This window comes from Paraburkholderia sp. JHI2823, assembly GCF_038900695.1.
GTDB classification, from domain to species: domain Bacteria; phylum Pseudomonadota; class Gammaproteobacteria; order Burkholderiales; family Burkholderiaceae; genus Paraburkholderia; species Paraburkholderia mimosarum.
This window is the reverse complement of sequence record NZ_JAYMRY010000020.1, coordinates 20,886-33,746: the sequence shown is the minus strand read 5'-3', so window position 1 is coordinate 33,746 and position 12,861 is coordinate 20,886. Positions and strand designations below refer to the sequence as shown.

Below are 12,861 nucleotides of genomic sequence, written 5' to 3'. Positions count from 1 at the left end.
ACGGGTAAGGCGACTCAGGCGAACTGCTCGCGCAACCACTTCTTGTTGATCTTGCCGACGCTCGTCTTCTGGAGCGCATCGACGAACTTGACGGTTTGCGGCACGGCATATTTCGAAATACGGCCAGATTGACTGAAGGTCATCAGGTGCTGCTGAATGTCCCCGGCATTGACGGCGGCGCCGGCCTTGAGCACGACGAGCGCTACCGGGCGCTCACCCCACTTTTCATCCTTGATGCCAATGACCGCCACTTCGTCGACGCCCGGATAGAGCGAAACGAGGCTCTCGATTTCCAGCGACGAAACCCACTCGCCGCCCGACTTGATCACGTCCTTCATGCGATCCGTGATCTGCAGATTGCCGGTCGGGTCGATATTGGCGATGTCCTGGGTATGCAGATAGCCGCCGGCCCAAAGCTGCGCCGAGGCATCGGGATTGTTCAGGTATCCTTGAGTCAGCCAGGGTGCGCGCGCAACGATCTCGCCGGTGGCGCAGCCGTCACGCGGCAGATCTTCCATTGCATCGTCGACAATGCGCAAATCGACGAGTGGAACCGGGAAGCCGGTCTTGCAGCGCAAGCGCACCTGCTCATCGAGTTCGAGCGTTTCGGCGCCCACGGGTAGTTGGGCGAGGCTCAGCACGGGGCACGTTTCCGACATGCCGTAACCGGCGAAAATATCGATGCCGCGCGCGAGGGCGTGGCGTGCGAGGCCGTGCGGCAGTGCTCCGCCGCCGATCACGACCTTCCACTTGCTGAAGTCCGCCGAGTCCGCTTGCGCGCAATTGAGCAGCATATGGAGAATCGTGCCCACGCAATGCGAAAACGTAACGCCCTCGTCCTGTACCAACTTCACCAGTTGATCCGGTTGATAGCGGCCCGGATAGACTTGCTTGACGCCAAGCACCGTCGCGATATAGGGCATGCCCCACGCATGGACATGGAACATCGGTGTGAGCGGCATATAGACGTCGCCACGGTGAAAGCGCTGGCCCGACACGGGGCTCGTCAGCGCTGCCATGACCGTGAGCGTGTGCAGCACGAGTTGACGATGCGAGAAGTAGACGCCCTTTGGCAGGCCCGTGGTGCCCGTCGTGTAGAACGTCGTGGCGCGGGTGTTCTCGTCGAAGTCGGGAAATGCGTAGTGCGCGGCGTGCTCCGCCAGCATCGCTTCGTACTCTGTGGCAAATGCGATCGAATGTGCAGCGGCATCGCTGCCCGGCTCGTCGATGTAGACGAACGTGCGCACGGTTTCGAGCTTCTCTTTGATGGAGTCGACGACGGGCAGAAAATCGGCGTGCACGAGCAGGACTTCCGCGCCAGCGTGATTGATCGTGTAGGCGATCTCGTCCGGCGAGAGACGCACGTTGACCGTCTGCAAGACGGCACCCATCATCGGGATAGCGAAATAACATTCCAGGTAGCGATGACTGTCCCAATCCATCACCGCGACCGTGTTGCCGTGCCGTACACCGAGTTTCTCCAGGCCGTTGGCGAGGCGTGCGATGCGTTCACGAAGCGTGGAATACGTCATTCGCAGTTGCCCGCGATAAACGATTTCCTGATCCGGCGCCTGAACGAACGGGGTATGCAATAGTTGCTTGACCAGCAGCGGGTAAGCGTAGGCCGGAGTTGCCGCTTCCTGCACGTCTTCCTGCATCGGAGTCTCCTCGTGTCCCGGTATGGATCGCGGGCTTGCACAGGTCAGACAGCGCAGTGACCGTGGCATCGCGATGAGTCCATCTTCGGTACGACCAGGGGTCCGAGCCATCCCCCGAACGGGGGAGCGCGGCGGGCGGGCCGGCAGTGGCTCCCACAAGTTACGGGGGTGGCCGCCCTGTCCCTACATTCATGCGGGATGGCGTGGTTGACGAGAAAACCTGCACGAGGAGCAAAGGCGCAGCGTGGCCGCGGCGCTTTGGCGCTCCAGGCATCGCGTACGTACACGACGCGTCATTCGGCACTCTGGTCCCGATTAACTGCCTGTCGATCGCATTCGGGCCTGGGATGCCGCAATCTGCTGATGACCTGCAGAGACGATCGAAACGCGGGCCAATACCTTGGACCTGCACGCAGCAATCGCCTCGTCGCACTGCCGTTGCATCGACCCCACGCCGAGGCCGCTGACCGATCAGAATTTCGTCTGGATGCCGACGCGCCCTACAAACTGATGATTGCTGCTCGACGGACCGAACGTGCCGCAGATGGCGGCATTCGCTCCCTCGTTCGCGATCTGCCTGGAGGTTTCCGCGTAGACCATCGTGCGTTTGGAGCGGCTGTACTGCGCCACGGCATTCATCTGGTGTGCGCCCCGTCGTCACGTCACGGAGCGAACACCGCCGCCTGGTCCTGCACGAGCGCGAGAACACGCAATGGGCTGCCAGATCCGCCCTTGATTTTCAGCGGCGCGGCCACGATGACCGCCCCCGTGGCCGGCAACTGGTCCAGATTCTTCAGACACTGCAAGCCATAGCGGTTGGAGCCGTGCATCAACGTATGGCACGGATACGGCACGGGCCAGGCGTAGGACTGGCCCGCGTCGGTATTGATCGTCTCCACGCCGAAACCGTGCACGCTGCGCTCGTGTATGAGCCACTCCACCGCTTCCTGCGTCGGACCCGGCGTGTGTGCGCCGTCCTCTTGCAGGTTGAGGAACGCAGCGGGATCGTTGCGCTTCGACCAGTCCGAACGAAGCAGCACCCATGCCCCAGCCGGGATGCGGCCGTGCTTCGTTTCCCACGCCTCGAGAAATGCGACAGTCAGAAGCCAATCAGGATTCGCAGAGACTTCCGCGCTGGCGTCGATCACGACAGCCGGCGCAACGAAGTTCTTCACGTCGATGGTGTCCACGGCGTTCTGCGCATGGTCTTTGCCGGTCACCCAGTGCACGGGCGCATCGAAGTGAGTGCCCGTATGTTCGCCGCACGAAAAATTGTTCCAGTACCAGCCCGGACCACGTTCGTCGTACTGACTGATCCTCTCCATCTTGAACGCCCAGACCTGGCCGAACTGCGGCGGCAATTGCAGGGCCGGGAATTCCGGCGACAGGGTTTGCGTCAGGTCCACAACGCGCACGCGACCGCTCGCCATATCGATCACCAGTTGTTCCAGACTGCTCGTCATGTTGTGCTCCGTTTTTCGTTCAATCGTCAATGAATGCGCCGTGTTTCGGCGTAGCCCGTGTCGCCGGCTGTCCGGTTGTCGTTTGCGTCTAATTATGTTTAGGCATAAACCAATTCATAATCATGGTTAACCCCTTTTTACCTGTGCCTTTGAAGGAGCGCATAGATGCGCGTGGTATGTTTGCGTTTCAACGGCCGCAGCCCTGATTGCAGCCCTTATCGATTGCAGGCGTTTTCCACGTATGAGTCATTCTCCCGCTAGCGGTTTTGTCGATAACTACACGCCTGCGCTGCTCGCGCAGGTCAGTCAACTGATCTCCGGCGAGTTTCACGTGATCGTCCAGGCAGCCGGCTTCGAGGTGTCCGACTGGCGTGTGCTATCCACACTTTCGGAAGGCAAGGCGATCAGCATTGGCCAACTCGCACAGATCTCCGTGACCAAGCAGCCCACCGTCACGCGCCTGCTCGACCGCATGGAAGCGCAGGGCTACGTGAAGCGCATCCCGCACGAAACGGACCGCCGCGTCACGCTCGTACGCATCACGCCACAAGGTCAGAAGCTCGTTTCCGGACTCATCAAGGAGGCGCGAGCGCACGAAGAGCGCGTGCTCGCGCCACTCGGCAAGGCGAAAGCGGAAGAACTCAAGACCACTTTGCGTCTGCTGCTCGATCTGCATCGGCCGCCGGCCTGATCCGGACACCGCGCGTTCACCTTCGGGCGGCTGCCACCGCGCCCTCGATCACCGTGCGCAGGTCCTCTGGAATCGCGATCGATTGGTGCGCATCGAGCGAAGTCGTTACGATGGTCTGGCGTGCTGCCATGCGCACCACGCCGTCCTCACCCGTGCACGCCCACGCGAGCGTGAGCGACTTCTGCCCAAGACGCTCGACGTCGAGCGAAAGCCGTACCGCTTCGCCCATTTTGCTGATTGCCTTGAAATCCACCTCCAGATGCACGGTCGGCATGCCCACCCGGCGTGCGCCGATCAGCCCGTGATAGCCTTCAGGCAAGAGCGCGTCGATCCAGGATTCGATCAGATCGTTGAAAAGCACGAAATACTGCGGATAAAACACGATTCCGGCGGGATCACACTCCGAAAAATGAATCTTGTGTTCGCGCTCGAATGTATGTTGGGTCATGTCTTTTGCTCGGTCCATGCTCGCAGCCCGCTCAAACCAGCGCGTGACGCATGAGCGCCGCGTTCAACTTGTGACCGTGTTCGTCGGCTAGCGCCGCATCGCGCAGCTCGCGCAATGTGGCGGGCGCGAGCCGAGCGCCGGCCTGGCGCACCGCCGCCATCAGCGTCTGGTAGTTCTTCAGGCCGCGCGCGTGCGTATCGCTATAGCCCTTCACGAGCCGCTGGCACCGCGCGACTTCGGTGGCGAGCGCGGGATTGTGTTTTGCGGACTCGACGATTTGGGCCAACCACGCTTCCACGCGCGCATTCTCCATCGCATAGCGCAGTGTGCGGCGGCGCATGGGGCGCAGGCTTGCGACGGCATACAGCATCAGGTAGCCGCGCAGCGAGCTGGTCTTGACGACGCGTCCCGACTGCGTGCACCGGCGCACGAGACGATGAACCCAATGCGGCCGTGCGAGCCAGCGGCCGAGACCGGCAGGCAGCGTCTCGCAGATTTCCTCGACACGCGGATGCATGAACTCGTTGATCGCCAGTAACTGGTTGGTCTGCGCCTGCACTTCGCTGCGCACGCGCTCGAAGCGCGTGCCGCGCGTTTTCAGGTCAGCGACGCGTATCGTGTCTTCGTACGACATCCAGAGCGCGAGGTGGCGCGCGCATTCGCGCAACAGCGTGTCGTCTGCGGCAGGCAGTGCCGCGCGCAGCCCTGAAAGCCGGTCCAGATACTGGCTCGCGTAAGCGAGGTCCTGATAGTCGATCAGGCGGCGCACGCCGTCGAGCACGATCGCCTGAACGTCGATCGGAAATTCCTCGCGCACGCGCTCGACGAGCCGCCTCACCGCAGCATCGCGCGGTGCGGGTTGCAGGTCGTTCGCCGCGCTCGTCGCTTCGGGCAGGGCTTCGTCGCCTGCGCGATCGAATGCAACGTCAAACGCGCGCAGGCTCGGCTTGACGCCCACGCCGCCGCGCGCGATCGTCTCCTCGAACTGGCTGCGGCTGAACGGCAGCACGCCCGTGCCGGCGAGGGCACCGAACAGCACCGCGCTGATCACGCTGCCGCTCGCGTACGCGGCCTCGGCCATGTCGAAGCGCACGTAGCGCTTCGCGGCAGCGCTGGCGTGCGCGATGAGCGCCTCGCTGTCCACGCGGCCGTCGCCCAGTGCCGTTTTTTCGGCGATCGAATAGATGCGATGCGTGGACGAGATGAGCGTCGTGCGCTCCGGCGTCACGAGACCGCGCTGCACCGCGCGCCCCGCTTCCATCAACTCGGAGGCGAGCACCACATCCACGTCGCCCGGCAACGGCATCAGTGCAAGCACGGGGGCACGGTCTTCGCCTGAATCGCGAGGAAACAGTTCGACGTAGTAAATCGTCGCCCCGGTGCGCTGCGCCACGCCCGGAACCGAGGTGGTCTGGGCGTGGTAGCCGTTATGTTCGCCAAGGTCGACGATCCAGTCGGCCAGTACGCCGCCCCCCTCGCCGCCCATGGCGAGGATCGCGATCTTGATCGGTTGAGACTTCATCGTGTATTTCCCGGTTCAGAATGCGTAGCGCGCGCGGCGCTGTGCCCCGCGGCGCTGAAGCCAGCCGATTACCGTGTCGCGCACGCGCTGGCGCAGCTTGTCCATTCTTGAAGGATTACTGATGATCTGCGCACGATAGAACGACGGACACAGCACCGCCGCGTGCGAGACTTCGCCGCACAAGCCACAGCCCACACAGCTGTCGAGCACGGTCGCCACGGGGTCGGTGCGCAGCGGGTCGGGGTTGGCCTTGATGGATAGCGACGGGCAACCCGAGAGCCGAATGCACGAATGGTCGCCCGTGCAGGTATCCGAATCGACGCCGAAGCGCTCGCGCACCACCCGCTCGCCGGCCGCGATCGCCTTGCGCTGCTTCGGCTTCTCGCGCCGCTGTTTGTTCAGCATGCATTCGCTCTGCGCGATCAGCACCTTTGGACCTTTCGTCGCTGTCGTCAGCGCCTCCTTGAGCGTGGCCTTCATGGCTTTCAGGTCGTAGGTGCGCCGCACTGTCCTGACCCACTTCACGCCAACGCCACGCACGGCCTCTTCGATCTCGTGGCCCGTGCTGCGCGTCGGATTGAGTGCCGTCGAGGAAAGGATGTCCTGACCGCCGGTCGCCGACGTGTAGCTGTTGTCGACCACCACCGTGAGATTGTCGCTCTTGTTGAACACGGCATTGGCGATGCCGCTCGTGAGACCGTTGTGCCAGAATCCGCCGTCGCCCATGACCGAAATCGCGCGCCTGGCCGCGGGTGCGTTCAGTGCCGCCGCGCTCGCGCTGCCGAGGCCGTAGCCCATCGTCGTCGCGCCGAGGTTGAACGGCGGCAGGATCGAGAACAGATGACAGCCGATGTCGGCGCTCACGTGATGCGGCCCGATCTCTCGCTCCAGCAACTTCATCGCCGTGAAGATCGGCCGCTCGGGACAGCCGGTGCAAAACCCGGGCGGCCGCGCGTGCACGTTTTCATCGAGCGCGGGCAAGGCATCCGCGGATGGCTGCGCTGCTTCGGGCGTGCCTGGCGATGCTGGCAATGCCAGCACGGGAATCACCTTGCGAGGCGCGGGTTGTCGTTCGAGTACACCGTATTGCTCGAAGAATGCACGCAGGCCCTTCATCACGGTCGCAGTGCTGTACTCGCCCGCGAGCGGCAGCACATCCTTGCCGTGCAGCGCGACCGCCACGCCGCGCTGGCGAAGAATGGCGCCTGCGTTCTGTTCGACGAAATTCGGCTGACCTTCTTCGATCACGAGCACCGCGCGTTTGTCCGCGCAAAAGCGCTCCCATTCGGAATCGATGAGCGGGTACGCCACGTTCATGACGTAGAGCGGAATCTTCGATTCGCCGTAGACGTCGGCAAGACCCAGGCGTTCGAGTGCACGCATCACGGTGTTGTAGCTTCCGCCCTGCACGGCAATGCCGATGTCGTGTGTCTCGCCGGCGAAGCATTCATTGAGCCCGCGCGACTCGATGAATTCGACGGCCGCCGGCCACCGCTGGTGAATCTTTTCGCGCTCGTGCAGAAAGCTCGCGGGCGGCAGTACGATGCGGTTGACGTCGCGTGCCGGATTTTCGAGTGCGTCCTTGATCGTGAACGCAGCCCGTTTGTTATCCGAAGCAATGAACTGGCCGTGAACGTGACAGGCGCGAATGCGCAGTTGCAGCATGACCGGCGTGTTGCTCGCTTCGGACAGGTCGAAGCCGTCTTTCACGGCCTTCACGATGCACGGCAGATTGGGGCGCGGGTCGAGCAACCAGATCTGCGACTTCATGGCGAAGGCGTGACTGCGCTCCTGCATGATCGACGAGCCTTCGCCATAGTCCTCGCCCACGATGATCAGCGCGCCGCCCATGACGCCGCCGGAAGCGAGATTGGCCAGCGCGTCCGATGCGACGTTGGTGCCCACCGTCGCCTTGAACGTGACCGCGCCGCGCAGCGGATAGTTGACCGACGCAGCCAGCGAAGCCGCTGCCGTCGCTTCGCTCGCGCTGTTCTCGAAGCGGATGCCGTGGTCGCCGAGGATGTCCTGGGCGTCGGCGAGCACGTCCATGAGGTGCGAGATCGGCGCGCCCTGATAGCCGGCCACATAGGCCACGCCCGACTCCAGCAGCGCCTTCGTCACGGCGAGTATGCCCTCGCCGCTGAATACCTCGCCTGCGCCGAGGCGCAACTTCTTTACTTCCTCGACAAACGACCGTTCAGCCATGACCGTCCCCTATGTAGCCTTTCTATGGCGCACGACGCGTCGTCGTCATGCGCAAGACTAGTTTAGTTGAATCGTCAATATTTCCATAATCATAGTTAACCCTGCAGCGCAGGCCAACATGATCAGCCCACGCACGGCAACGCGGGACGTGCAACGACAGCGTTGCCGTTGCTGCCCCAATCCTCAGCGTGCTGCTGCCAGCGGCCCCGCAAGCGCCGTGTACTGCCCTTGCCAGTAGACGAGCGGGCGTGGCGCCGACTCGTCGCGCGCGAGCGCACGCACGCGGCCGATGATGAGGATATGCCCGTGGCGCACGAGTAGTTCCTCGACCTCGCAGTCCATGGCGACGACGCTGTCGGCGAGGAGCGGCGCACCGTCGGGCGTCATCCGCACCCATTCGTCGTCGCCGTAACGCGCGCCACCCTGCTCGCCGCGAAAACCCGTGAATCGCTCAGCGATCGCGCGATGCTCGACGCGCAGCAGGTTGACGCCGAAACGTCGCGTACGCGCCAGCAATCCCGCCGACGAACTCGTCGCCTTGAGCGACGCGACCACCATGGGCGGCTCGGCCGAAAACGAAGAGACCGAGGTCGCCGTGAAGCCGCTACGCTCGTCGCCGTCCGCGACCGTCACGACGCAAACCGCGCCGGCAAACCCGCGCATCGCCTGCACGAAGCGCCCGGAGAGCGGCGCGGTGGCGTCCACGCGTTCAGGCTGCACGACGCGTCTCACGCGGGCTGCGCAGCCCGTGTGCCTCCAGAATGGGCAGCACCGTGTCGCGGAAGTACGGGAACTCCTTCACGTAGTCCACGAACGACAGCGTCGTGCCTTTGAATCCGGCTTCCGCGAGCGAGATCAGTCCCGCTGCGACCTGTTGGGGCGTCCCGACGAGCGGGAAGCCGCCGTGCCCGGCCGCCATGCGGTCGCGGATCAGCGCGAGCAGGTCATGCGGGAACGAGTGCGCATTCGCAAACTGCAGCGCGACGAGGTTGTCGACGGCGCCCCAGTCTGCGTTGTCCTGGGCGAAGTACTGGAGATACTGGCGCGCCTGCTCTTCGGTCGGGCGGCAGACCACGTGCGAGAACGTCAGCACGTTCACCGTCTTGTTCGCGGCGACGGCTTTCTGCTTGAGCTCGGCGACCTCCTTGCGCGAACGCTCGAGGTCGATCGCCGGCGTAAACAAGAAGTTCGCATTGCCGATCGCGAAGTCGCGTCCTTCGCCCGAGCCCGCCGCGTTCAGAATCGGAGGACGTTCGCCGTTCCACGGACGCGGCAGGCCATAGATGTTCTTCAGCTGGAAATTCTCGCCTTCCCAGTTGAACGGACCTTCGTGGGTCCAGATCTCCTGCACGACGTCGAACCACTCCTGTGCATAGGCATAGCGCTTGTCGTGGCCCGCCGCGAGCGGCAGCCCGAGCGCCTCGTATTCGGGGCGGTTCCAGCCCGCCACGATATTCAGGCCGGCGCGGCCCGCGCCGATCTGGTCCAGCGTGGCGATCTGCTTGGCCACGACCACCGGATGGTTGGCCGCCGTGTGGATGGTCGCGAAGACCGTGAGGTTGCGCGTCTTGGCGAGCAGGCCGGCCGCCCACGTCATCGTTTCCAGCACCGAGCCGTGGAAGTCCGTCTCGCCGCCGTAGCCGATCCAGCGCGCGATGGGCAGCATGAAATCGATGCCGGCTTCGTCGAGCATTACCGCGAGCTTTTCGTTGTTCTCCCAGGAGTTATCCCAGCGCTCACCGATCTTCGTCACCGACATCCCGCCCGAGCAATTGGTCGCGAATGTGCCGAGAATGAAATCCCTGGTGTTCAGAATTCGTCTCATATCGATCCTGTCGCAGTAAAATTATCTATACGGTGGGCTGCCTCGTGGCGGCCCTGCCTTCCCAACCCAGTCGACGGCACCGGCCGCAACCGCGCGATTCCGCAATGACCGAAAAATCACGCAGAACCCCTAAAAAAACCGCTACTGCCGAACATCGCTGGCACCTTGCGATGGACGACTTCAGTGTCGAGATCACCGACCTCGAATACGCCGTCATGCGGGTCGATCAGTCGTTTTCGCGCTGGCAGTCCGAATGCCTGGCCGCTGTCACGGGTGCCGCGCTGAGCGGGCAGGAAAACGCGCTGATGCACGTCATCTACATGCATGAACGGCCCAAGACCATTCGCGATCTGCTCCACCTGACCAACCGGCAAGACGTCGCTAATATGCAGTACGAACTACGCAAGCTGATCAAGGCGGGCCTCGTCGAAAAAACCGGCACGGCACGCACTGGTGTGTACTACTCAGCAACGCCGGAAGGTGCGCGTGTGTGCGAAGACTACGCTGCGCTACGCCGCACCGTGCTGCTCAAGATGGCCGAGGCGACAGCGGGCATCCAGTCCGCGGCCGCTGCCGCCACGGCCTGCCTCGAACAGATGGAGCGCGTATACGAGAGCGCCACCCGTGAGGTCGCAACCTTCCATCGGCGGCGCTGATCTTGCGCCTTCATTGCGATCACGGTTAAAGCGCGTCGGACCTGCTCCTCCTGACCCAGGACTTTGAATAGAGTTTTACATTGAATATCTATTTGATCGGATCGTAGTGCAGCCGAATTTCCACCGCAACCGTTTTCGGCTAGGGGAAAACACCATCCGGTGAAACGCGAGGCACGTCAGGACGCCGGCGCGAAGCCGCAGACGGCAGTCGTGCGCCAGGCGCCGCAACGATTCAGGCAGCAGCGCCGTCGCCCGGTGCCCTCGCCCTCTCGTAGTCGTCCACGATGCCCAGCAGCGTATCGAGATCAGCTGGTTTTACGAGGTAATGATCGATTCCGGAGTCGGATGCGCGGTGCCGGTGTTCCTGCTGGCTATAGCCACTGATCGCAATGATGAGGCTTCGCGGCAACGACTCGTCCGTGCGCAGCCGGTGCGCCACATCGAAGCCCGTCATGCCTGGCAAACCGATGTCGAGCAGAACGACATCCGGCAGGAAAGTCTTCGCCAGGACGAGAGCCGCAGGACCATCCGACGCGCGCTGGACCTGATGCCCGTGAATGCGCAGAATGGCTTCGAGGCTTTCCGCCGTGGCCGCCATGTCGTCGACCACGAGGATGCGCAGACCCTGGCTGCGTCGAATCGGCACCACGTTCAGCCGCTTGTCAGGCGAATCTTCGACTGCGCGCGCCGGCAGCCGCACCGTGAACCGGCTACCTTTTCCCAGCCCGTCGCTCTTGCACTGCACGCTCCCGCCGTGCATCTCCGTCAAGTGGCGCACGAGTGTGAGCCCGATACCCAAGCCACCCTGGGCCCGATCCAGGGAGGTCTTCCCCTGGGCGAAAAGCTCGAACACATGGGGCAAAAACGCCGGATCGATGCCCTCGCCCTCATCGGACACGACGATCGTGGCCGTCGTTCCGTCATGCTCGGCCGAAATGCGCACGCGGCCACCCGGCGGCGTAAATTTCGATGCGTTGTTGAGCAGGTTGGCGAACACCTGGGACAGCCGCACGATGTCACCGTCGATGACAACGTCCGTCCCTGACGTTTCACGCGTCAGCGATTGCGATCGCGCGGCATAGTTAGGTCTGCTTGTCTCTATTGCCCGATCGATCACCGCCGAAAGCAGGACGGGCTCTGTGCGCAGCGTGATGACGCCGCGTGCGATCCGCGAAACGTCGAGCAGATCGTCAACGATTCGCACCAGATGTTCCGCCTGGGTTCCGATCAGGTTGCTGGCCCAGCTCAACACCTGCGCGTCAGTCGGTCTTGCGCTTCGCATGACGGCCACTGCGTTGACGATGGGCGCGAGCGGGTTGCGCAGTTCATGGGCGAGCATCGCCAGAAATTCGTTCTTGCGCCGGTCTCCATCGCGGATTGCGGAAAAAAGCGAGGCGTTTTCCAACGCGATCGCCGCGCGGCTGACGAATTCATGCGTGACCGACGCATCGTCGAGCCGTTCGCTCGACCGGCGAATACCGAGCACGATGACCGACGGCTGGGCCGCGTCGGTCAGCAACGGATACGCCGTCATCTCGTCCAGGTCGAGCAATACCTCGCAACAGGTGTTGTCGTCCTGGATGAATGCCAGGACTGGCCGCCCTTCGACCTGGAGGTGAGCCGGCTGCCCTGTTGACAGCGTCTCGCGCACGAGTTTGTCCAGATCCGGCAAAGGCAGAACCCGGTATTGCCGCATGCCGGCACTGCCGCTGCGGGGGTCCGCATAGGCCGAATTCGCGATGCACGCGACGGTTCGCGGCGCGTGCCCCTCTCCCGCCGACAAAACGAGTACCGCCGCGTCGGCCAGCGCGGGCACGGGCAACTCGACGATATTCGCGACGGTATCGTCGACTTCCAGCGAGCGGGTCAGCGCCTGGCTCGCGCGCGCGAGGAAATCCGCCCTGAGCCGTGCCTGTTCTGCCGCGGCGCGCTGAAACTCCGCCGTCGCCAGTGCTTCGCGTTCCGCGGCACGCGCGATCAACTGATTGCGCATGCGGTACATATCGACGAATACGCGCACCTTCGCCCGCAGGATCTCGGGCACGACAGGCGAAGAGATGTAATCGACGGCGCCGAGCGAATAGCCTCGCGACATTTCGCTCTCGTCGACGTATGCGGTGATGAAGATGATCGGCGTGCGCGCCGTTCGCCGATACGAACGCATCATCGAGGCGGTTTCCAGGCCGTCCATGTCCGGCATGTTGACGTCGAGCAGGATCACTGCGAAATCCTGCTCGAGAACCGCCGCGAGGGCAGCACGCCCCGATGAAACCGTCACGATGTTTTCGCCGAGCTCTTCGAGCACGCTGCGCAGGACGAAATGCTGCGCCGGGACGTCGTCGACGACGAGGATATTGACCTGGTCGCCGTCCTCCCGGGAATGCGTTTGCATG

Annotated in this window: 11 protein-coding genes; 2 read left to right on the top strand and 9 right to left on the bottom strand. The window is 63.3% G+C overall.

Annotated features, from left to right (window positions below; genetic code table 11):
- Positions 1-14 precede the first annotated feature (14 nt).
- The 3 genes from VSR34_RS21270 to VSR34_RS21260 form a co-directional block, all read right to left on the bottom strand.
- Entirely contained in the window at positions 15-1,658 is a 1,644-nt protein-coding gene (locus VSR34_RS21270) for a fatty acid--CoA ligase (RefSeq protein ID WP_342963397.1), read from the bottom strand.
- Between the two features lie 471 nt (positions 1,659-2,129).
- Complete coding sequence (locus VSR34_RS21265; protein ID WP_154671381.1) at positions 2,130-2,297, bottom strand: hypothetical protein; 168 nt, start codon at positions 2,295-2,297, stop codon at positions 2,130-2,132.
- Positions 2,298-2,320: 23 nt separating this feature from the next.
- The gene (locus VSR34_RS21260) at positions 2,321-3,121 is read right to left on the bottom strand and encodes a cyclase family protein (RefSeq protein WP_028213507.1); all 801 of its coding nucleotides are present in this window, start codon (positions 3,119-3,121) and stop codon (positions 2,321-2,323) included.
- Between the two features lie 241 nt (positions 3,122-3,362).
- Between VSR34_RS21260 and VSR34_RS21255 the strand changes: the two genes are divergently transcribed.
- Positions 3,363-3,812 (top strand): MarR family transcriptional regulator, encoded by a 450-nt coding sequence (locus tag VSR34_RS21255; RefSeq protein ID WP_028232287.1) that lies wholly within the window; start codon positions 3,363-3,365, stop codon positions 3,810-3,812.
- Positions 3,813-3,828: 16 nt separating this feature from the next.
- Here the strand turns inward: VSR34_RS21255 and VSR34_RS21250 are convergent, their stop codons facing one another.
- The 5 genes from VSR34_RS21250 to VSR34_RS21230 form a co-directional block, all read right to left on the bottom strand.
- Positions 3,829-4,260: a thioesterase family protein gene (locus VSR34_RS21250; RefSeq protein ID WP_028232288.1), complete on the bottom strand. Its 432-nt coding sequence runs from the start codon at positions 4,258-4,260 to the stop codon at positions 3,829-3,831.
- Between the two features lie 31 nt (positions 4,261-4,291).
- Positions 4,292-5,782: an indolepyruvate oxidoreductase subunit beta family protein gene (locus VSR34_RS21245; protein ID WP_342963396.1), complete on the bottom strand. Its 1,491-nt coding sequence runs from the start codon at positions 5,780-5,782 to the stop codon at positions 4,292-4,294.
- Positions 5,783-5,797: 15 nt separating this feature from the next.
- The gene (locus tag VSR34_RS21240) at positions 5,798-7,987 is read right to left on the bottom strand and encodes an indolepyruvate ferredoxin oxidoreductase subunit alpha (RefSeq protein WP_342963395.1); all 2,190 of its coding nucleotides are present in this window, start codon (positions 7,985-7,987) and stop codon (positions 5,798-5,800) included.
- Positions 7,988-8,170: 183 nt separating this feature from the next.
- A complete protein-coding gene (locus VSR34_RS21235; RefSeq protein WP_342963394.1) occupies positions 8,171-8,707 on the bottom strand; it encodes a flavin reductase family protein in 537 nt (178 codons plus the stop codon).
- Positions 8,697-9,812, bottom strand: a complete 1,116-nt coding sequence (locus VSR34_RS21230; RefSeq protein ID WP_028213501.1) for an LLM class flavin-dependent oxidoreductase — start codon at positions 9,810-9,812, stop codon at positions 8,697-8,699. The genes VSR34_RS21235 and VSR34_RS21230 overlap by 11 nt, the downstream gene beginning before the upstream one ends.
- A 44-nt stretch (positions 9,813-9,856) precedes the next feature.
- Between VSR34_RS21230 and VSR34_RS21225 the strand changes: the two genes are divergently transcribed.
- On the top strand, positions 9,857-10,468 hold the full coding sequence (locus VSR34_RS21225) for a winged helix DNA-binding protein (protein WP_238327984.1): 612 nt from the start codon (positions 9,857-9,859) through the stop codon (positions 10,466-10,468).
- Between the two features lie 232 nt (positions 10,469-10,700).
- Here VSR34_RS21225 and VSR34_RS21220 read toward each other — a convergent pair whose 3' ends face one another.
- On the bottom strand, positions 10,701-12,860 hold the full coding sequence (locus tag VSR34_RS21220; protein WP_342963393.1) for a response regulator: 2,160 nt from the start codon (positions 12,858-12,860) through the stop codon (positions 10,701-10,703).
- Position 12,861: the final 1 nt, after the last annotated feature.

Coding starts and splice junctions, on each gene's coding strand:
- VSR34_RS21255 (WP_028232287.1), top strand. CDS start 3,363: ATGAGTCATTCTCCCGCTAGCGGTTTTGTCGATAACTACACGCCTGCG.
- VSR34_RS21230 (WP_028213501.1), bottom strand. CDS start 9,812: ATGAGACGAATTCTGAACACCAGGGATTTCATTCTCGGCACATTCGCG.
- VSR34_RS21220 (WP_342963393.1), bottom strand. CDS start 12,860: ATGCAAACGCATTCCCGGGAGGACGGCGACCAGGTCAATATCCTCGTC.
- VSR34_RS21240 (WP_342963395.1), bottom strand. CDS start 7,987: ATGGCTGAACGGTCGTTTGTCGAGGAAGTAAAGAAGTTGCGCCTCGGC.
- VSR34_RS21260 (WP_028213507.1), bottom strand. CDS start 3,121: ATGACGAGCAGTCTGGAACAACTGGTGATCGATATGGCGAGCGGTCGC.
- VSR34_RS21265 (WP_154671381.1), bottom strand. CDS start 2,297: ATGAATGCCGTGGCGCAGTACAGCCGCTCCAAACGCACGATGGTCTAC.
- VSR34_RS21250 (WP_028232288.1), bottom strand. CDS start 4,260: ATGACCCAACATACATTCGAGCGCGAACACAAGATTCATTTTTCGGAG.
- VSR34_RS21270 (WP_342963397.1), bottom strand. CDS start 1,658: ATGCAGGAAGACGTGCAGGAAGCGGCAACTCCGGCCTACGCTTACCCG.
- VSR34_RS21245 (WP_342963396.1), bottom strand. CDS start 5,782: ATGAAGTCTCAACCGATCAAGATCGCGATCCTCGCCATGGGCGGCGAG.